16 protein-coding genes and 4 tRNA genes are annotated in these 17085 nt (G+C 72.3%); 9 read left to right on the top strand and 11 right to left on the bottom strand.

What is annotated here, in order from left to right:
* Positions 1-132 precede the first annotated feature (132 nt).
* Complete coding sequence (locus ABFT23_RS11735) at positions 133-438, bottom strand: hypothetical protein (RefSeq protein WP_347895345.1); 306 nt, start codon at positions 436-438, stop codon at positions 133-135.
* A gap of 96 nt (positions 439-534) precedes the next feature.
* Positions 535-1305: a GAF and ANTAR domain-containing protein gene (locus tag ABFT23_RS11730; RefSeq protein ID WP_347895343.1), complete on the bottom strand. Its 771-nt coding sequence runs from the start codon at positions 1303-1305 to the stop codon at positions 535-537.
* 420 nt (positions 1306-1725) lie between these two features.
* Between ABFT23_RS11730 and ABFT23_RS11725 the strand changes: the two genes are divergently transcribed.
* The gene (locus ABFT23_RS11725) at positions 1726-1959 is read left to right on the top strand and encodes a hypothetical protein (protein ID WP_347895342.1); all 234 of its coding nucleotides are present in this window, start codon (positions 1726-1728) and stop codon (positions 1957-1959) included.
* 264 nt (positions 1960-2223) lie between these two features.
* Here the strand turns inward: ABFT23_RS11725 and ABFT23_RS11720 are convergent.
* Positions 2224-2296: transfer RNA gene (locus ABFT23_RS11720), tRNA-Lys, on the bottom strand.
* A 95-nt stretch (positions 2297-2391) separates the two neighbouring features.
* Between ABFT23_RS11720 and ilvA the strand changes: the two genes are divergently transcribed.
* The gene (gene ilvA, locus ABFT23_RS11715) at positions 2392-3666 is read left to right on the top strand and encodes a threonine ammonia-lyase IlvA (protein WP_347895340.1); all 1275 of its coding nucleotides are present in this window, start codon (positions 2392-2394) and stop codon (positions 3664-3666) included.
* Here the strand turns inward: ilvA and ABFT23_RS11710 are convergent, their stop codons facing one another.
* The 3 genes from ABFT23_RS11710 to ABFT23_RS11700 form a co-directional block, all read right to left on the bottom strand.
* Entirely contained in the window at positions 3667-4611 is a 945-nt protein-coding gene (locus ABFT23_RS11710) for a MerR family transcriptional regulator (RefSeq protein ID WP_347895338.1), read from the bottom strand.
* Positions 4612-4690: 79 nt separating this feature from the next.
* The gene (locus ABFT23_RS11705; RefSeq protein ID WP_347895336.1) at positions 4691-5347 is read right to left on the bottom strand and encodes a response regulator transcription factor; all 657 of its coding nucleotides are present in this window, start codon (positions 5345-5347) and stop codon (positions 4691-4693) included.
* Positions 5348-5490: 143 nt separating this feature from the next.
* Positions 5491-6765, bottom strand: a complete 1275-nt coding sequence (locus ABFT23_RS11700; RefSeq protein ID WP_457623343.1) for an acyl-CoA dehydrogenase family protein — start codon at positions 6763-6765, stop codon at positions 5491-5493.
* 145 nt (positions 6766-6910) lie between these two features.
* On the opposite strand from ABFT23_RS11700, the gene ABFT23_RS11695 reads away from it, so the two are divergent.
* Positions 6911-7609: a hypothetical protein gene (locus ABFT23_RS11695; RefSeq protein ID WP_347895334.1), complete on the top strand. Its 699-nt coding sequence runs from the start codon at positions 6911-6913 to the stop codon at positions 7607-7609.
* A 31-nt stretch (positions 7610-7640) separates the two neighbouring features.
* Here ABFT23_RS11695 and ABFT23_RS11690 read toward each other — a convergent pair whose 3' ends face one another.
* On the bottom strand, positions 7641-9152 hold the full coding sequence (locus ABFT23_RS11690; RefSeq protein WP_347895332.1) for an NAD(P)/FAD-dependent oxidoreductase: 1512 nt from the start codon (positions 9150-9152) through the stop codon (positions 7641-7643).
* A 241-nt stretch (positions 9153-9393) separates the two neighbouring features.
* On the opposite strand from ABFT23_RS11690, the gene ABFT23_RS11685 reads away from it, so the two are divergent.
* Positions 9394-10389 carry an ATP-binding protein gene (locus ABFT23_RS11685; protein ID WP_347895331.1) on the top strand — a complete coding sequence of 332 codons (996 nt, stop codon included), beginning with the start codon at positions 9394-9396 and terminating at the stop codon, positions 10387-10389.
* Between the two features lie 83 nt (positions 10390-10472).
* On the opposite strand, the gene ABFT23_RS11680 is transcribed toward ABFT23_RS11685, so the two are convergent.
* The 3 genes from ABFT23_RS11680 to ABFT23_RS11670 form a co-directional block, all read right to left on the bottom strand.
* Positions 10473-10823, bottom strand: a complete 351-nt coding sequence (locus tag ABFT23_RS11680) for a metallopeptidase family protein (protein WP_347896066.1) — start codon at positions 10821-10823, stop codon at positions 10473-10475.
* Positions 10824-10881: 58 nt separating this feature from the next.
* Positions 10882-11265, bottom strand: a complete 384-nt coding sequence (locus ABFT23_RS11675; protein ID WP_347895329.1) for a hypothetical protein — start codon at positions 11263-11265, stop codon at positions 10882-10884.
* A 176-nt stretch (positions 11266-11441) separates the two neighbouring features.
* Positions 11442-11515, bottom strand: a tRNA-Asp gene (locus tag ABFT23_RS11670).
* A gap of 145 nt (positions 11516-11660) precedes the next feature.
* Between ABFT23_RS11670 and ABFT23_RS11665 the strand changes: the two genes are divergently transcribed.
* From ABFT23_RS11665 to ABFT23_RS11645, 5 genes are all read left to right on the top strand, one after another.
* A tRNA-Glu gene (locus ABFT23_RS11665) sits at positions 11661-11736 on the top strand.
* A gap of 104 nt (positions 11737-11840) precedes the next feature.
* Positions 11841-13157, top strand: coding sequence for a TerD family protein (locus tag ABFT23_RS11660; RefSeq protein WP_347895327.1), 1317 nt, complete (start codon positions 11841-11843; stop codon positions 13155-13157).
* Positions 13158-13175: 18 nt separating this feature from the next.
* The gene (locus ABFT23_RS11655; RefSeq protein ID WP_347895325.1) at positions 13176-14738 is read left to right on the top strand and encodes a TerD family protein; all 1563 of its coding nucleotides are present in this window, start codon (positions 13176-13178) and stop codon (positions 14736-14738) included.
* A 65-nt stretch (positions 14739-14803) separates the two neighbouring features.
* Positions 14804-14877: transfer RNA gene (locus ABFT23_RS11650), tRNA-Phe, on the top strand.
* Between the two features lie 75 nt (positions 14878-14952).
* Entirely contained in the window at positions 14953-15981 is a 1029-nt protein-coding gene (locus ABFT23_RS11645; RefSeq protein WP_347895324.1) for an Atu2307/SP_0267 family LLM class monooxygenase, read from the top strand.
* Between the two features lie 81 nt (positions 15982-16062).
* Here ABFT23_RS11645 and ABFT23_RS11640 read toward each other — a convergent pair whose 3' ends face one another.
* The gene (locus ABFT23_RS11640; RefSeq protein ID WP_347895323.1) at positions 16063-17061 is read right to left on the bottom strand and encodes a phosphatase PAP2 family protein; all 999 of its coding nucleotides are present in this window, start codon (positions 17059-17061) and stop codon (positions 16063-16065) included.
* Positions 17062-17085 lie beyond the last annotated feature (24 nt).

Raw genomic sequence — 17085 nt, 5'->3', positions numbered from 1 at the left:
ACACCGACCGCCGTCCGGCGGTGACGCCGACGGGCGGACAGTGCCCCACCAGCACGTGCCAGGAGCCGAGTCCGCCGGTCGTGGCCTCCAGGTGACCCGCGAGAGATCGATCACCTCCACGAGGTGGCGGCGCTACTCGGCAACCGTGGCGATGGGCGGCGTCGTCGACCGCTCGGGTGAGGGAGCGTCTCGAGAGGGGTCCATGAGCCCCAAGCGCACCTTCATGCTGGCGAGGTCGCCCAGGAGGGCATGGACTTGACGGTACGCGTCCCGCTCGGCGCCGTCCGGGGACCGCCGTAGCCCCTCGAGCGAGAGCAGAGCCCGAGCGGTGTGCCGTGCGATCAGGTCGACCATCTGGTCCAGGCTGTCGAACTCTCGCTGCTGCACCTGGTCCTCCGAGACGTCGACGTTCGTGCAGTGTGCGCTCTCCGTCGCCACGGGCGGCCCTCGGGCGGGGAACGGTTCCCCCACAGTCCGGGGGCGAGCGCAGCAGAACCGGCTCAGCTCACTGCATCGTCGGCGACTCCCGCGGGTCTACGAGGCCGGGGTGGACCTCTCGGGAAGTGCGCCGGTCTCGACGATCGACACCGCGAGATCGCGGATCTTGGTCTCGTGCTCGGTCGACAGGCGGCTGAGGACGGCGAAGGCTTCGTCCTGCGCGAGCCGGTAGCGACCCATGACGAAGCCGACGGCGGTACCGATGACGGTGCGGGTCCCGAGAGCGGTCGTGAGGTTGTCGATCTCCTCGGCGGCCGCGATGGCGACCGTGACGTGCGCGGCCAGCGCGATGGCGTCGTACCGGTCGCCTGCGGTGTAGCTGTCGCGGTCGAAGGCGAACATGTTGAGTGCGCCGAGGGTGTCGTCGTGCGTGAAGAGCTGTAGTGACATGACGCTCTGCAGGCCGGTCTCGGCAACGACTCGTGGTCCCCATGTGGGCCATCTCGGGTCGTAGGCCAAGCTCGGCGAGTGGACCAGGCTGTGATGCCAGACTGCGTCGAGACAGGGGCCCTCGTCGGTCTCGACCTGGAGTACGTCGGCACGAGCGGCCTTCGGGTCAGTGGCGGCACGGTTGTCCACCGTGCGCTTCGCCCGGACCAGCGACAGGCTGGCCATGTCGCAGCCTGCGATGTTCGCAACGGCTAGGTCGGTGGCCATCTGGAAGGTCAGGATCGATCCGTTCTCGTTCTGCAGATCCCGAGATGCGTCCGCCATCCTCGCGACGAGTGTGTCGGCGTCGGTGGTCCTGGAGGCGTGCGCTTCTCGTCGAGAGGCGCCTGTCGGGCGATCGTGGTCACTGCGGGCCATGTCGGGCTGCTCCTTCGATCAGAGGACGCTGTCCATCGATCACGCAACCGATGCGCGAGAGCAGCGAGTCGCCCCGACGCAGGGCGATGCCCGAGAGTAGCCCTACGGACCACGGCGCTCTGCCGTGTTCGACGGGGCAGTCAGCAGCTCCGTCGTCGCTGGCCCACCCAGGCGTGTCGGGGATGGTCGCGTGACCGGTCTTGGCGCACAGGTCCGAGGGTGTGGCGCCGCGGGGCCTCGAAGACAGGTCAGCGCCCCGCGACAGCGCGGATGACGACGGGGCGACCCGCGTGGGATGAGGTCTCGGCGCGTCGTCCAGACCGTCAAGCGGCCACGGACCTCTGACGATCACCCCGAGGGTGGCGGCTGCGGAACCGCCTGACACCTATCGCCGCACCGCTCCTGGTGAGACCGTTGATGATGGCTGACACTCCCGACTGGTCCAAGCGCATCAGCAGCGACGACTTCGAGCTCTTCCAGCGGGAGATCTTCGACCACCTCGGCGTCGAGCCGGGCACCGTGAAGGCCGACTCGATGGTGCTCGAGATCAGCGCCGGTAGGGCCACGATCACGTGGGAGGGCCTCGCCGTCATCGCTGAGGATGAGATCGCAGCGATCGTCGATCGCCTCGGCGGATCCCGGACCGAGGACTGAGGGGCGACGCGACCGCCTGCCTCACCCGTGCCGTCGCCAACGACCGCGACCCGGACCAGACGCAGACGCAGACGAAGCCGACGGCGGGCTGCGCCTGGCCCCCCGCCCCTTGCGCTGAGACGACCCATCACCTCGCGTGACGATTCGAGCGCCCCCAGCCCGCCGAGGCCACGTCCATCGGAGTGACCGACGTTGCCCCCGGAGCTGCTCCCATGGTCGACGAGCGCTGTTCGGCTGTCGCGCTTCCTCTGCCGGTGAGAGCGGTAGGCCCCGTGGGACTCGAACCCACAACCTAAGGATTAAAAGTCCTCAGCTCTGCCAATTGAGCTAGGGGCCCGCGCCGTCCGTGGTGGGACCACGGCCGACCGCACGAGTATGACGGGTCGCGAGCCGTCGTCCGACCACCCGGGCACCGTCGATACCGTGGACGTCATGGTGACCGGCCTCCCCCTGCCCACCGTGGCCGACGTCGAGGACGCCGCCCGGGTGCTCGCCGGGGTGCTGCCCGTCAGCCCGCTGCAGCACAGCGCACGGCTCTCGGCGGCGACGGGATGCGACGTCTGGCTCAAGCGGGAGGACCTGCACGAGGTCCGGTCGTACAAGGCCCGCGGGGCGTTCACCCTCGTGGCCTCGTTGACGGCCGAGGAGCAGGCCCGCGGTGTCACGTGCGCGAGCGCCGGCAACCACGCCCAGGGAGTGGCGTTCGCGTGCGCGCGTCTGGGCGTGCGGGCCACGATCTTCCTGCCCCGGACGACGCCCCGCCAGAAGCGCGACCGCATCGCGGCGCTCGGTGGACCGCTGATCGACGTCGTCGTCGACGGCGAGACCTACGACGAGGCCGCGCTGCTGTGCGCCGAGCTGGCCGCACGCACCGGCGCGGTCGTCGTCCCGGCGTTCGACGACCCGCGCACGATCGCCGGGCAGGGCACGGTGGCGCTCGAGGTGCTCGAGCAGCTCGGCCGGGCCCCCGACACGGTCGTCGTCCCGGTCGGCGGCGGGGGCCTGCTCGCGGGCGTGCTCACGGTGCTGGCCGAGCGATCGCCGAGCACGGCGGTCGTCGGCGTCGAGCCGGCCGGTGCGGCGTCGATGGCTGCGGCCCTGCGGGCCGGCGGCCCGGTCGACCTCGCCGACCTCGACTCGTTCGTCGACGGCGCCGCCGTACGTCGGGTCGGCGCGTCGACCTTCGCCGTGGTCGAGCAGAGCGCCGACCGGCTCGAGCTGCGCAGCGTTCCCGAGGGACTGATCTGCGTCGAGATGCTCGACCTCTACCAGGCCGACGGGATCATCGCCGAACCCGCCGGGGCACTGTCGAGCGCCGGGTTGCGCACCCTGGCCGAGCTCGGCAGGACCACTCCGGGCACGACCGTCGTGTGCGTGCTCTCGGGCGGCAACAACGACGTCAGCCGCTACGCCGACGTCGTCGAGAGGGCCCTCGTGCACGCCGGCCTACGGCACTACTTCCTCGTCGAGTTCCCGCAGGAGCCCGGCGCGCTGCGCGAGTTCCTCGACGACGTGCTCGGGCCGGAGGACGACATCGTGCTGTTCGAGTACATCAAGCGCTCGAACCGGGAGACCGGTCCGGCCCTGGTCGGCATCGAGCTGCAGCGAGCCGACGACCACCGGCCGTTGCTCGATCGCCTGGCGGCGTCACGACTGCGGGTCGAGCCGGTGGAGCCGAGCAGCCCGCTGTTCCGCTTCGTGCAGTAGTCAGCGGTCGCCCGACGGGCGCCCCCGACCGTCGACGTAGGCGATCGCGCGGTTGAACAGCGAGGTGACCTGCGCGACGTCGCTGGCCGTGCCTGTCATCGGCTGGGCGAGCTGTCCGGCGATCTCGTCGGCGCCGCCGACCCCGAGTCCGGCTGCCACGTTCGCGCACACGCGCGCCGCGTCGCGGACGGCGGCCCGCTCGACGGTCCAGATGGACTCGAAGACGCGGTCGGAGTCGCGGACACCGTGCTGACCCGGCAGCTCCCAGGCACTCAGCGCCACCCCGAGCCCGTCGTTCTCGCACACCACGGACCACTCCCGGCTCATGGGATGGTCGTCGGGCAGCGAGACGCGGGCCGGACGGCCGGCGCGGACGTGACGCGAGGAGTCCTCGAAGTCGGCGAAGACGAAGGTCGAGCGGGCGGTGCGGGCCAGGTCGCTCCACCGGGCGGCAGCGGCCTCGTAGTGCTTGACCCGCTGGAAGGCCCCGAACAGGTGCGCCTGCTGGGCGCGGGAGGCGAACTCGTCCTCGATCGCCCACGACAGACCGAGCAGCGTGCTCTTCGAGAGTCGCTGCGCCGTGATACCGGGATACCCGCGGCGGAGGGCGGCGAAGACGGACGGGGCGTCCGGCGCGGCCGTGGTGGGCCGCCCGGCCACCGGGCCGGACGACGTACGACGGGCGGCCGTGGCCTGCTCGATGGCGACGTCGAGCCGCACGCCGGAGTCACGGCGGCGGACGACGTCCTGGATGACGGCGACGTGGTCGTCGTCGTAGCGGCGGTGGCCCGACTCGCGCCGGTGCGGCACCGGGAAGCCGTGACGCGCCTCCCAGACCCGCAGGGTGGCGGCGCTGACCCCGGTGCGCTCGGCGAGGTCGCCGATGCTCAGGTTGCTGGCCTTGGCGGCCTCGACCGAGCTGTCGGTCTGCGTGGAGTTGGACATGTCGTCGACGTGGGCCTCTCAGGATCTCCACACAGTGTGGATGTCCCTGTGGAGAAAATCCACCGGAGGCCCGGCTCGGTCAGCCGACGAGCGCCGCGGACGACGTGGACTCCGCGCCGAGGCCGTGGTCGAGGCCCCACAGCACGGCCTGCGTCCGGCGCTCGACGCCCATCTTGCGGTAGGCGCTACGGATGTAGGTCTTGACCGAGTTGATGCTGAGCTGCAGGGACTCGCCGATCTCGCGGTTGCTCATGCCGGCCACGATCAGGCTGACGATCTCGCTCTCGCGCGGGGTCAGACCGACCTCAGTGGGCGGGTGGAGCGGGGTGTCGGCCGCGACGGCGACCGGCTCGGCGACCGCGACCGGGGAGACGATGACGGGCTGCTCGAAGCGACCCTCGCTCAGCCGCTCGAGCGAGACGACGAGCTGGGAGGCGGTCAGCGTCTTGGGCAGGTGCGGGTTGGTCGGCGCCGCGGGCAGCTGGTCGGGACCGGCCCAGCTGAACACGGCGGCCTGCGCCTGGCCGGCGGCCTGCAGGTCGCGCAGCAGCGACTGCGACATGCTGGACTGGCCGAGCGGCTCGTAGAGCACGACGTCGAGCTGGTCGGGGTGGGCGATCGCCTCGCGGTTGTCGACCACCTCGACGCGGGAGGAGTAGGGGGCCAACAGGGTCAGCAGCCCGGCCGAGGCCAGGTCGGAGTCGTCGACGAGCGTGATGCGCAGCGGTGCGGTCATGGCAACTCCTAGTGAGACTTCAACGTGTTGTTGAAGAATATATGGACATCCTCGACACGCTGTCCAGAAAGTCACCCTGCCGGGTGAAGGCCCCCCGGGGTGTAGCGCCGCCCTTCACCCCTGGGTGTGATCCGGGACGCGACTCACCGCTCGCGGAGCTGGTCGAACAGCGACGGCGGCAGGTCGAACAACGGCTCACGACTCAGCTCGGCGCGAGCGAGCGTCGTCAGGTGCGCCTCGTCGGGGCCGTCGAAGATGCGCATGGCCCGGTGCCAGCCGTACAGCATCGACAAGGGGGTCGCATCGGTGACGCCGGCGCCGCCGTGCAGCTGGATGGCTCGGTCGATCACCGAGAGCACGGCCCGCGGGACGGCGACCTTCGCCGCGGCGATCAGGTGACGCGCCGCCTTGTTGCCCTCGCTGTCGACGATGAACGCCGCGTGGTGGCACAGCGCACGGGCCTGCTCGAGCTCGATGCGCGACTCGGCGATGCGCTCGCGCACCGCGCTCTGCTCGGCCAGCGCGCCGCCGAACGCCGTGCGTTGCTGGGCCCGCTGCACCATCATCGCCAGCGCCCGCTCACCGGCCCCGAGCGCGCGCATCACGTGGTGGATGCGCCCCGGGCCGAGCCGGGCCTGGGCGGCCGCGAACCCGCCGCCCTCCTCGCCGAGGATGTTGGTCACCGGCACGCGGACGTCCGTGAGCTCGACCTCGCAGTGGCCGTGCTGGTCCTGGCGCCCGAAGACCGGCAGCGAGCGCTGGACGTCGACGCCCGGCGTGTCGACGGGCACGATCAGCATCGACTGCTGGCGGTGCGTGGCCGCCTCGGGGTCGGTCTTGCCCATGACGATGAGCACCCGGCAGCGCGGGTCGGCGGCCCCGGAGATCCACCACTTGCGGCCGTTGACGACGTACTCGTCGCCGTCGCGCACGATGCGGGTCTCGATGTTCGTCGCGTCGGACGACGCCACCCGGGGCTCGGTCATCGCGAAGGCCGAGCGGATCTCGCCGTCGAGCAGCGGGCGCAGCCAGCGGGCCTGCTGCTCCTCGGTGCCGATCAGGTGCAGCAGCTCCATGTTGCCGGTGTCGGGCGCCTGGCAGTTGATCGCCTCCGGCGCGAGCTCGTTGCTCCATCCCGACAGCTCGGCGATCGGGGCGTACTCGAGCTGCGTGAGCCCGCTCTCGGCCGGCAGGAAGAGGTTCCACAGGCCGCGGGCACGGGCCTTGGTCTTGAGCTCCTCGATCACCGGCGGCGGCGCGTGGTCGCCCTCGCCCGCCTCGTGCCGGAACCGCTCGTAGGCGGCCTCGGCCGGGAACACCTCCTCGCGCATGAACGCCACCATCTCGGCGTGGTGCCGGACGGCGGCCTCGCTGGGCGCGGGGTAGGCGGGATTCATGCCGGACGGCCCGAAGGACATGGCGACTCCTGTACGACGGCGGACGGGTCGCGGTCAGTCTGGCAGCACGTTCCGGCAGCAGGTGTGCCATGACTCACCCGTCCCGGACCCGTGATCTTTCAACCAACCGGGGACGTGAGCGACGGGTGGGACTAGCGTGGTGTCCATGCCTTCGCGTCCCGGCGGACAGCCGGATCCCGCGGAGGAGCTCCTGGGGCGCTGGCAGGCGCACCACGCAGGAACACCGGGGTCCTCGGGGGACGGCCCGCTGCCCGAGGAGACTCCCCCCGCCGCCGACCCCGACGAGTCCGACGAGCCCGCCGCCACGACACCCGCGGCCGGGTCGGCGAGCGACCACGTCGAGCCGGTCGAGCCCGCAGACCGCCCGGCGTCGACCGCCGCACCGGTGCTCGCTGCCCGGCACGCGCCGTCCCTCGGTACCACCACCGACGTCGAGTTCCCGCCGCGGATGCTGCTGCGTCGCATCCTCGGGGGGCTGACCGGCGTCACCCTGGTCAGCGCCGCCGGCGCGGGGCTGCTGGCCTACGACGACCCCACCACGCTGACCGTGGGGGTCGCCGGCACCCTCGCCGTCCTGACCCTCGTGCTCTACGGCCTCCGGGTGAGCGCCGCGCCGGCTCGCGTCGCGATCCACGCGGGCCAGCTCGAGGTGGTCCGCGGCAGCACCCGTGAGGTCTTCGACCTGACCAGCCGCTTCACGCGGATGGAGGTCGTCGGCAAGCCCGGGCGCCCCGGCTGGAAGGTGCTCATGGGCCGCTTCGGCCGCGACCCGCTCGTCATCGACTCCTCGATGGTCGACCCGGCCCAGTTCACCGCGGCCCTCGAGCGGCACCGCCCACGCTGACGGCGCGCTTGCTCGCGGCCGTCGGCGTGGCTCAGACCTTGCCGGCCGACACCTTGACGCCGCGCTTGCTCTCGTCGGTGAGCCGGACCTCCTCGGCCGCCTGCTCCTCGAGCTCCTCGCGGCGGTGGGCCTCGTCGTCGGCGCTGACGAGCTCGCCCGGGGGCGAGACGAGGTCGGTGGCGCCGCGCTTGAGCCGCGACAGGGCCAGCCGGCCGAAGATCTGCTGCTCGGTCGCCGTGCGCTCGCTGCGGCCGCGGCCGAGGAACGAGACGAACCAGTGCATGACCGCGGTGATGCGGTTCTTGAAGCCGGTGATGTAGACGAGGTGGACGGCGAGCCACATCAGCCAGGCGATGAAGCCGGTGAGCCGGATCTTGCCGATCATCGCGACGGCGTTGAAGCGGCTGATGGTGGCCATCGAGCCCTTGTCGAAGTACTTGAACGGCTTCTGGGCGGGCTTGCCCTTGAGCCGGCCGTCGATCTCCTTGGCGGCGTACTTCGCGCCCTGGATGGCGACCTGCGCGACGCCGGGGAGGTTGTCGAGCGCGATCATGTCGCCGACCACGAACACCTCGGGGTGGCCGGGCAGCGTGAGGTCGGGGTTGACCGAGATGCGGCCGGCCCGGTCGAGCGGCGCGCCGGTCTGCTCCGAGAGCGTCTTCGACAGCGACGACGCCTGCACGCCGGCGGCCCAGACCTTGGCGACCGAGTCGATGCGCTCGGTCGTGCCGTTCTTGAACTTGATGGTCAGGCCGCGCTCGTCGACGTCGGTGACCATCGCGCCGAGCACGACCTCGACGCCGAGCCGCTCGAGGCGCTCCTTGGTCCAGAGGCCGAGCTTGCGGCCGAAGGGCGGCAGCACCTGCGGGGCGGCATCGACCAGGACGACGCGCGCGGAGCGGGTGTTGATGGCCTGGAAGTCGCGCTTGAGCGTGCGGTGGGCCAGCTCGGCGATCTGCCCGGCCATCTCGACGCCGGTCGGGCCGGCCCCGACAACGACGAAGGTGAGGAAGTGGTCGACGTTGTCGCCCCGCGCCGCGCCGAGCTCGGCCATCTCGAAGGCGCCGAAGATCCGCCCGCGCAGCTCGAGGGCGTCGTCGATGCTCTTCATGCCGGGGGCGAACTCGGAGAAGTGGTCGTTGCCGAAGTAGGACTGGCCGGCACCCGCGGCGACGATGAGCGAGTCGTAGTGGTTGACGGTGGTGCGGCCGAGCACGTGCGAGGTGACCGTGCGGTTGGTGAGGTCGATGTCGGTGACCTTGCCGAGCAGCACCTGGGCGTTCTTCTGCCCCGACAGGATCTCGCGCGTCGGCGGCGCGATCTCGCCCTCGGAGAGGATGCCGGTCGCCATCTGGTAGAGCAGCGGCTGGAAGAGGTGGTGCGTGGTCTTGGCGACCATCGTCACGTCGACGTCGGACCGCTTGAGCGCCTGCGTGCCGAAGAGTCCGCCGAAGCCGGAGCCGATCACGACCACCTGGTGGCGGTCGGAGGCGGGTCGGTTGGCGGCGGGGAGAGAGGTCTCGGGCCGGGGTTCGGTCGACATCGGGCGCTCCATCTAGCTGGGTTTGGACGGCCTGTCGGTACCCACTCTCCCGCGTTCCGCCGCGCGATGGGTAACCCGCAGGGACGTCTCGTGCATCACAGGTCGTCACGCTCCCACGAACTTTGTGCGACAAACTTCAACCGCCCGTGTTTCACCCGTGCCTCGTCGGGTACACGACCCGGGATCGGCCACACGCTGGCCGGAGCCACCTCGCCCTCGACCGACCGCTCGGAGAAGCCCGATGCCCCTGAACAGGCCCGCCCTGTCCTTGGGCAACGGACCCCGCGGGGTCCAGGACGCCCGGCGGTGGGTCGTCACGGCGATCCGGGAGATCGGGCGCGACGAGCTGGTCGAGTGCGCCGAGATGGCGGTCTCGGAGGTGGTCACCAACGCGCTGCTGCACGGCGAGCAGCCGATCCAGGTGCGGGTGCGCGGCACCCGGGAGCACCCGCGGGTCGAGGTCCGCGACGGCTCCACCGAGCCGCCCACCCTGCCCGCACCGGCCTCCGGTCTCGGCGCGTTCGGCGGCGAGGCGGGCGACGACGGCGACCTCGACTTCGACCTCGACGCCCTCGACGAGGCGCTGCTCACCTTCGGCCGGGGGCTCAGCATCGTGGCGCGGGCCTCCGACGCCTGGGGTGCCGAGATCGAGGCCGACGGCAAGATCGTGTGGTTCTCCCCCGCGGCCGAGTTCAGCGACGACGCCGGCTCCGAGGGCCAGATCACCGGCGAGGTCGGCGACGCGACCGGCGAGCAGCCGGTCGACCCCGTGAAGGTGCGTCTGCTCGACGTCCCCGTCAAGGACTACGTGTTCTTCCACAACCACTTCCGCGAGCTGCGGCGCGAGGTGCGGCTGCTCGCGATGGCCCACGAGGCCGACTACCCGCTCGCCAAGGACCTCTCCGACGTCTTCCACCGGCTCGGGCGCCCGCTCACGCTCGACAGCGTGCGCGAGAAGGTCGACCGCGCGTCGCGGGCCGGCCACGCCACCACCGACCTCGAGGTCGTGCTCGGGCGCGCCGAGGCCCAGGGCGTCGGCCGGCTCGTCGAGCTGCTCGCCCTCACCGACGCCTTCGCGCGCGAGGAGAAGATGCTGGCCCTGGCCCGCACCCCGCGCCAGGTCGAGTTCCAGACCTGGATCCTCGGCGAGCTCCTCCACCAGGCCGACGGCGACGAGCCGCACGCGTGGGTCGAGCAGTCGCCGGTCGAGCAGTCACGGCGCACGTCGGTCAGCTGAACGCAGCCCGCGCGGGCGGCCTGGGCGCCGTCCCGGACCGCACGATGGTGCAGCTGCGGCGCGCCCCGTCGGCACCGATCGGGTCAGGCGTACCCGAGGTCGTGCAACCGGTCGTCGTCGATGCCGAAGTGGTGCGCCACCTCGTGCACGACGGTGATGCGCACCTCGTGCTCGAGCTGGGCCTCGTCGTCGCAGAAGTCGAGCAGCGGGTTGCGGAAGATGAAGATCCGGTCGGGCAGCACGCCCCCGTACATGTCGTTGCGCTCGGTGAGCGCGACGCCGTCGTAGAGACCGAGGAGGTCGTCCGGCTCGTCGTCCGGCGGCTCGTCCTCGACGAGGACGACGACGTTGCGCACCAGCGTGGCCAGCTCGTCGGGGATCTGGTCGAGGGCTCGGTCGACGAGCGCCTCGAAGGCCTCGCGCTCCATGTCCATCGGCACGACGCCATCGTGCCCGACCGCCCCACACGGGGCGGCCGTCACGACGTCCGGCTCACGACACGTGGACGACGACCCGGGCCCGGCTGGTGCGGACGCCGGCGGCGTCGGGGTCGCCGACGACGCGCAGCACCCGGTCGCCGGCACGTGACAGCACGACCCGGACGGCGTAGCTGCCGTCGCGCCGGGTGTGCACGACGGCACCGGTGAGCGGCGTCCAGGACGTGCCGTCCTTCGCGACGACGCGGACGACGCCGGCCTGCGACAGCCGGCCGGACAGGACGAGCTGCTCGCCCGACGACACCGAGGTGTCCGAGGCGGCGACGGTGATCCTGCTCGGTGTCGCGGCGTGGGCGCCGGCGGCGGGCAGGGTGGCGCCCAGGCCGGCGAGGGCGGTGGCGGCGACGAGGGCGGCGGTACGGCGGGGGTGGTGGGTCATGACGACTCCTTCTGCTGTGGGTGATGGGTGCTCACAGCGAAGACGCCCGTGCTTGCGGGGAAGTTGCGACCACCTGGCACCCGGGTGCCAGCGCTGCCAGCCGCACGTCGACGGGGGTGGAAAAGCAGGACATGCCCCAGGTCGGTGACCTGGAGCATGTCTGGTGTGCTTCTCTGCGACCCCGACGGGACTCGAACCCGCGGCCTCCGCCGTGACAGGGCGGCGCGCTAACCAACTGCGCTACGGGGCCATTGACTTCTTGGTGCTCCCCGAGGGCAGCGGTGAGAACACTAACGCACGCCCGCCCGGAGTTCCCAATCGGTCGCCACCCGCCGTCCCCGGGCCCACTCGGCTGCGGCTCCCGGGCGGCGACCACTACGATGTCGACCAGTCCGGCCCCCATCGTCTAGCGGCCCAGGACCCCGCCCTTTCACGGCGGTAGCACGGGTTCGAATCCCGTTGGGGGTGCCACCGCTCGTCCGACTCCACGCCCCCCGCCGTTCCGCGCGCGCAGGTAGGTTGCCTCCAGCGATCCCGCCCACCGCCGAACCGACGAACGAGGACGACGCACGCACATGATCCAGCTGACCAAGGGCACCAACGCCCCCCTGCAGGCCACGCAGGTCACCGTGACGGTCGACGTCAACGCCAACGCCGACCTCTCCGCCCTGCTGCTCGCCGCGGGCGGCAAGGTGCGCAGCGAGAGCGACTTCGTCTTCTACAACGCTCCGCAGGGTCCCGGCGTGCAGTGCAAGTCCCCCTCGGGCAGCACCGGCTGGCAGGTCGTCGTCGACCTCGACGCGGTGCCGGCCGACGTCGAGATCGTCCGCCTGGTCACCTCGATCGACGACGACGGCTTGACGTTCGGGCAGGCCGGGCAGCCGGTGGCCCGGGTCAGCGACCAGTCCGGGACGCCGCTGGTCGAGTTCACGATGACCGACCTGTCGTCCGAGACCATCGTGATGCCGCTCGAGCTCTACCGCCGCCAGGGCGCGTGGAAGGTGCGTGCCGTCGGCCAGGGCTACGCCGGCGGCCTCGTGGCGCTGCTCGGCGACCACGGCATCGACGCCTCCGACGACCCGGCACCGGCCGCCCCGGCCGCCGCAGCCAGCCCGGTCCCGCCGCCCCCGCCCGCCGCGCCGTCGCAGACCTCGACGCCGGCCCCGCCGCCCCCGGCGCCCACCTACGGCCAGGCCGCCACGCCGCCGTCCAGCCCGGTGCCGCCCCCGCCGCCCGCCGCCCCGCAGGCGTCGACGCCGCCGCCCCCGGCCCCCGCTGCGCCGTCCGGTGGCGGCGTCAACCTCACCAAGGGCCGCCCGGTCAGCCTGACCAAGGGCCAGACGGTCAACCTGGTCAAGGACGGCGGCACCAAGCTCACGATGGTGCGCATGGGCCTGGGCTGGGACGCCGTCAAGAAGGGCGGCTTCTTCGGCAGCCGCGAGGTCGACGTCGACCTCGACGCCTCGGCCGTGCTGTTCGCCGGCACCCAGGTGGCCGACCTGGCGTTCTACAACAACCTGACCACCAAGGACGGCTCCATCCAGCACATGGGTGACAACCGCACCGGTGAGGGCGAGGGCGACGACGAGGTCGTCGCGGTCGACCTCACCCGCGTGCCGGTGCACGTCGACACGGTGATCTTCATCGTCACCAGCTACCAGGGCCAGACGTTCGAGCAGATCCAGAACGCGTTCTGCCGCCTCGTCGACCACCAGGACGGCGAGCTCGCCCGCTACACGCTCGCCGGCGGCATGCCGTTCACCGGCATGGTGATGGCCAAGCTGACCCGCGACGGCGGCACCTGGCAGTTCACCGCGATCGGCGACGGCATCCAGGCCAAGACGCCGCTCGACGCGCTGCCGCAGCTCGAGCGCTACGTCGGCAAGCGCTAGCCGAGCCCGAGGGCGACGATGACCGAGCTGCGCAGCGGCGAGAACCGCCCGTGGCCCGAGGCGCGTGCGACGGTCTACGTCGCGGGCGCGCGCGTCGCGGCGCTGCTGCTCGGCGCCGACGGCCGGGCCGTCGACGCGACGCCGTGGGCCGACGCCGCCCGCCCGTCGGTGCGCGGCGTCGTCCACCTGCCCGGGGAGGTCGAGGGAGTCACGGCCGACCTCACCGCGGTCGACGCCGGCGTCGCGCGCGTCGTCGTCGTGGCCACCGGCTTCGCCGGCCCGCCCACCGCGCAGCTGCTCACGTCCGACGGTGCCGTGGCCTTCACCGTGACGCCGGCGGGGTTGAGCAGCGAGACCGCGCTCGTCATGGTCGAGGTCTACCGGCGCGACGGCGCGTGGAAGGTGCGGGCGCTCGCCCAGGGCTACGCCGGCGGGCTCGGCGCGCTGGCCGCGGCCTACGGGACGACGGCGCCCGCCGTGCCGACGCCGCCCCCACCACCCTCGTCGCCGACCGCCCCCGCGGCCGCCCCCGCCGCGGCGCCGCCCACGGTCGACGACCCGGTGCGCCACATCGGCATGATCCTCGACGACGCCTCGCGCACCACGGCCTCGTTCGAGTCGTCGGCGGCCTACGCCCAGCGCCGGCTCGAGGCCGACCTCGAGCACCTGGTCGGCGACCCGTCGCTGCGCATGGGGCCCGCCGCCGACGCCGCCCGGGCCGAGGCCCAGCAGCGGCACGACGAGCTGGTCGGCCAGGCCGCCGAGCGCCACCGGGCCGACCTCGCCCAGCTCACCGACGAGCTCCGCCGACTCGACCAGGTGCTCCCCGGCTCGCTCGCCTCGTGGGGTGCGCCCGCGTGGACCCGGCCTCCCCTGCACGAGGCACCGTGGGCGTTCCGGCTCGGCGAGATCGCCCTGCGGTCGGCGCCCGACTTCCGGCTGCCGATGGTGCGCCACGTGCCCCTCGCCCCACCGGTCTGGATCGAGACCGACACCGGCGGCGAGGTCACCGCGGCCCGGATGATGGCCGCGATCACCACCCGCATGATGGTCGCGCTGCCCCGCGCCCCGCGCGTGAGCGTCGTCGACGTCGGCGACCGGGCCAGGCTCGGCCACCTGCCGGCGTCCACCCCACCGGCCACCGACGCCGCCGAGGCCGCCCGGCTGCTCGACGAGCACCTCGAGCACCTGCGCATCCTGTCGATGGCCCGCCAGTCGGGCGCGGTCGACGACCTGCCGCCCGAGCACCGGCCCGGTCGCCTGCTCCTGCTGCCCGACTTCCCCGGCGCGCTCGACGAGTCGTCGGTCAACGCCGTGCACCAGCTCGTCACGCACGGCGCCGAGCTCGGCGTCAGCGTCGTCATCTCCGGACGACGCCCCGAGAGCCTGGGCATCGCCGTCCTCGACTTCCTGCACGAGGCGTGCCTGCGCATCCCCTCGGAGCCGGGCGGCGACCTCGTCGACGCCTACGGCGGGGTCGGCTGGATCTTCCACCCCGACCTCGGCCCCGACGACCCGCGCACGGCCCAGGTCGTGAACGAGGCCGTGACCCGGCGCGTCGCCGACCGCGACCGGCCCTAGGGCCTGTCGCCGGAGATACGGATTCGGAGCCGGGCGCGGCCTCTAGTAAGGTTCTCTCCGTTCGAGGGCAGGTAGCTCAGTTGGTACGAGCGATCGCCTGAAAAGTGATAGGTCGGCGGTTCGACCCCGCCCCTGCCCACCGAATGACGAAGCCCCCGCCGGGTCTCCCGGCCGGGGGCTTCGCTCGTGCGCGACCACCTGTCAGGCTGGGCGCATGCACGTCGGCGTCGACAGCTTCGTCTCGCGGGTCACCGACCCCACCACCGGCCACGTCGTGGGCCCCGCCGAGCGCCTCGCGCACCTGCTCGAGGAGATCGAGCTCGCCGACCGCTCGGGGCTCTACTCGTTCGGCATCGGCGAGCACCACCGCGAGGAGTACTACGACTCCGCGCCTCCGGTGATCCTCGCCGCGGCGGCCGCCCGGACGACGCGCATCCGGCTCGGCAGCGCCGTCGCCGTGCTCAGTGCCAACGACCCGGTCCGGGTCTTCCAGCAGTTCGCCACCCTCGACCTGATCTCGGGCGGGCGCATCGACCTGGTCGTCGGGCGGGGCTCGTTCACCGAGTCGTTCCCGTTGTTCGGCCTCGACCTGCACGACTACGACGAGCTGTTCTCCGAGAAGCTCGACCTGCTGCTGAAGATCCGCGAGTCACCCCACGTCACCTGGTCCGGTCGCCACCGGCCGGCTCTGACCGGGCAGGGCGTCTACCCGCGCCCGGTGCAGGACCCGTTGCCGGTGTGGGTCGGCGTCGGCGGCACGCCCGAGTCGTTCGTGCGCGCCGGCCTGCTCGGCCTGCCGCTGATGGTGGCGATCATCGGTGGCGAGCCGCGGCGCTTCGCCCCGCTCGTCGACCTCTACCGCCGCGCGGGCGCCGAGGCCGGCCACTCCCCCGAGACCCTCCAGGTCGGCCTGCACGTCTTCGGCTACGTCGGCGAGAGCCGACAGCAGGCGGCCGACACGATCTACCCGGGCTGGCACGAGATGTTCACGAGCGTCTCGCGCGAGCGCGGGTTCGCACCGCCCAACCGGGCGCAGTTCGACGCCACCAGCGGCCCCGACGGCGCGTTCTTCCTCGGCGACCCCGACGAGATCGTCGCCAAGCTGGGCCGCGTGGCCGACCAGCTCGGCGGCGTCGACCGCATCGCCCTGCAGATGACCAACCCGCGCCTCGCCCATGCCGACCTGCTGCGCGGCATCGAGCTGCTCGGCACCGAGGTCGCGCCCCGCGTCACCGACGTCTGACGTCGTCCTGCTGCTGGCCCGCTGCTGACCCGCTGCTAGCGCCCCGGACTACCGCAGCGTCGGCCCAAGGGACGACGGCCGCTAGCCAGCAGCGAGCGGGGTGGCGTCGGGCTCGGTGCCGGCGTCGGACTCGGGCTCGGCCGGCGGCTTGCGCCTCGCCCGCCACCGCTCCCAGGCGGAGGCGCCGACCATGACCAGCCCGGCCAGCACGATGCCGGCGAGCTCGTCGACCACGTAGTGCTCGGCGAAGTAGACGAGCGCGACGCACATCGACAGCGGGTAGAGCAGCAGCAGCCAGCGCCAGGCCGTGCGGAGGCGCCAGATGCCGTAGAGCGCGACGAGCATCGCGGTGCCGGCGTGCAGCGAGGGCATCGCGGCGACCGGGTTGCCGACGCCGTTGAGGATGACGTTGGCCCGGTGCAGGCCGAGGTCGCCCCAGCCGCGGGAGGTGATGCGCTCCATCGACTCGACGTAGCCCTCGTCGGAGGCCATCCACGGCGGGGCCATGGGGTAGGCGATGTAGATGACGAGGCCGGCGAAGTTGAGCCCGAGGTAGCGACGCATCCAGACCAGCCACTCGGTGCGGTTCTTGGCCCAGAGGACGACGGCGAGCGTGAGCCCGACGACGAAGTGGGTGGCGTAGACGGTGGTGAAGTAGCTGTCGTACCAGCGCACCGGGCCGTCGAGCGTGCACGGCTGGCCGCACCAGGCCTGCTGCAAGGTGGTCGTGGGCAGCTCGCCGCCGAACATCCACCGGTCGACGTCGATCGGCATGGTCCAGTGCACGGTGATGTCGAACTCGTCGACCCAGCCGCGACTGTAGAAGTAGACGGCGAGCAGCAGCGCGGGCACGGTCCAGTCGCGCAGGAACCCGAGGTGGTGGCGCCACGGGGCCTCGATGTTCCAGGCGATCGTGAACAGCCACAGCGTGATCAGCACGCCCCACGGGTCGTTGGGGATGCCGCGCAGGTCGGACCAGACGACGAGCAGCAGCGTCCACACGCCGACGGCGATGACCCGCGGCACGCGACGTGTGGTCGCGGGCTCCGCCTCGACCCTCGGCTCGATCGTCGCCGTCACGCAGTCTCCCGTCCCCGGTCGACG

Source organism: Nocardioides secundeburneus, from assembly GCF_039939255.1.
GTDB lineage: Bacteria > Actinomycetota > Actinomycetes > Propionibacteriales > Nocardioidaceae > Nocardioides.
The sequence above is the reverse complement of the archived record's forward strand: the minus strand, read 5'-3'. Positions and strand labels throughout refer to the sequence as shown.

Coding starts and splice junctions, on each gene's coding strand:
- ABFT23_RS11680 (WP_347896066.1), bottom strand. CDS start 10,823: ATGGACATGGAGCGCGAGGCCTTCGAGGCGCTCGTCGACCGAGCCCTC.
- ABFT23_RS11685 (WP_347895331.1), top strand. CDS start 9,394: ATGCCCCTGAACAGGCCCGCCCTGTCCTTGGGCAACGGACCCCGCGGG.
- ABFT23_RS11725 (WP_347895342.1), top strand. CDS start 1,726: ATGGCTGACACTCCCGACTGGTCCAAGCGCATCAGCAGCGACGACTTC.
- ABFT23_RS11710 (WP_347895338.1), bottom strand. CDS start 4,611: ATGTCCAACTCCACGCAGACCGACAGCTCGGTCGAGGCCGCCAAGGCC.
- ABFT23_RS11730 (WP_347895343.1), bottom strand. CDS start 1,305: ATGGCCCGCAGTGACCACGATCGCCCGACAGGCGCCTCTCGACGAGAA.
- ABFT23_RS11645 (WP_347895324.1), top strand. CDS start 14,953: ATGCACGTCGGCGTCGACAGCTTCGTCTCGCGGGTCACCGACCCCACC.
- ABFT23_RS11660 (WP_347895327.1), top strand. CDS start 11,841: ATGATCCAGCTGACCAAGGGCACCAACGCCCCCCTGCAGGCCACGCAG.
- ilvA (WP_347895340.1), top strand. CDS start 2,392: ATGGTGACCGGCCTCCCCCTGCCCACCGTGGCCGACGTCGAGGACGCC.
- ABFT23_RS11675 (WP_347895329.1), bottom strand. CDS start 11,265: ATGACCCACCACCCCCGCCGTACCGCCGCCCTCGTCGCCGCCACCGCC.
- ABFT23_RS11705 (WP_347895336.1), bottom strand. CDS start 5,347: ATGACCGCACCGCTGCGCATCACGCTCGTCGACGACTCCGACCTGGCC.
- ABFT23_RS11700 (WP_457623343.1), bottom strand. CDS start 6,765: ATGTCCTTCGGGCCGTCCGGCATGAATCCCGCCTACCCCGCGCCCAGC.
- ABFT23_RS11690 (WP_347895332.1), bottom strand. CDS start 9,152: ATGTCGACCGAACCCCGGCCCGAGACCTCTCTCCCCGCCGCCAACCGA.
- ABFT23_RS11655 (WP_347895325.1), top strand. CDS start 13,176: ATGACCGAGCTGCGCAGCGGCGAGAACCGCCCGTGGCCCGAGGCGCGT.
- ABFT23_RS11695 (WP_347895334.1), top strand. CDS start 6,911: ATGCCTTCGCGTCCCGGCGGACAGCCGGATCCCGCGGAGGAGCTCCTG.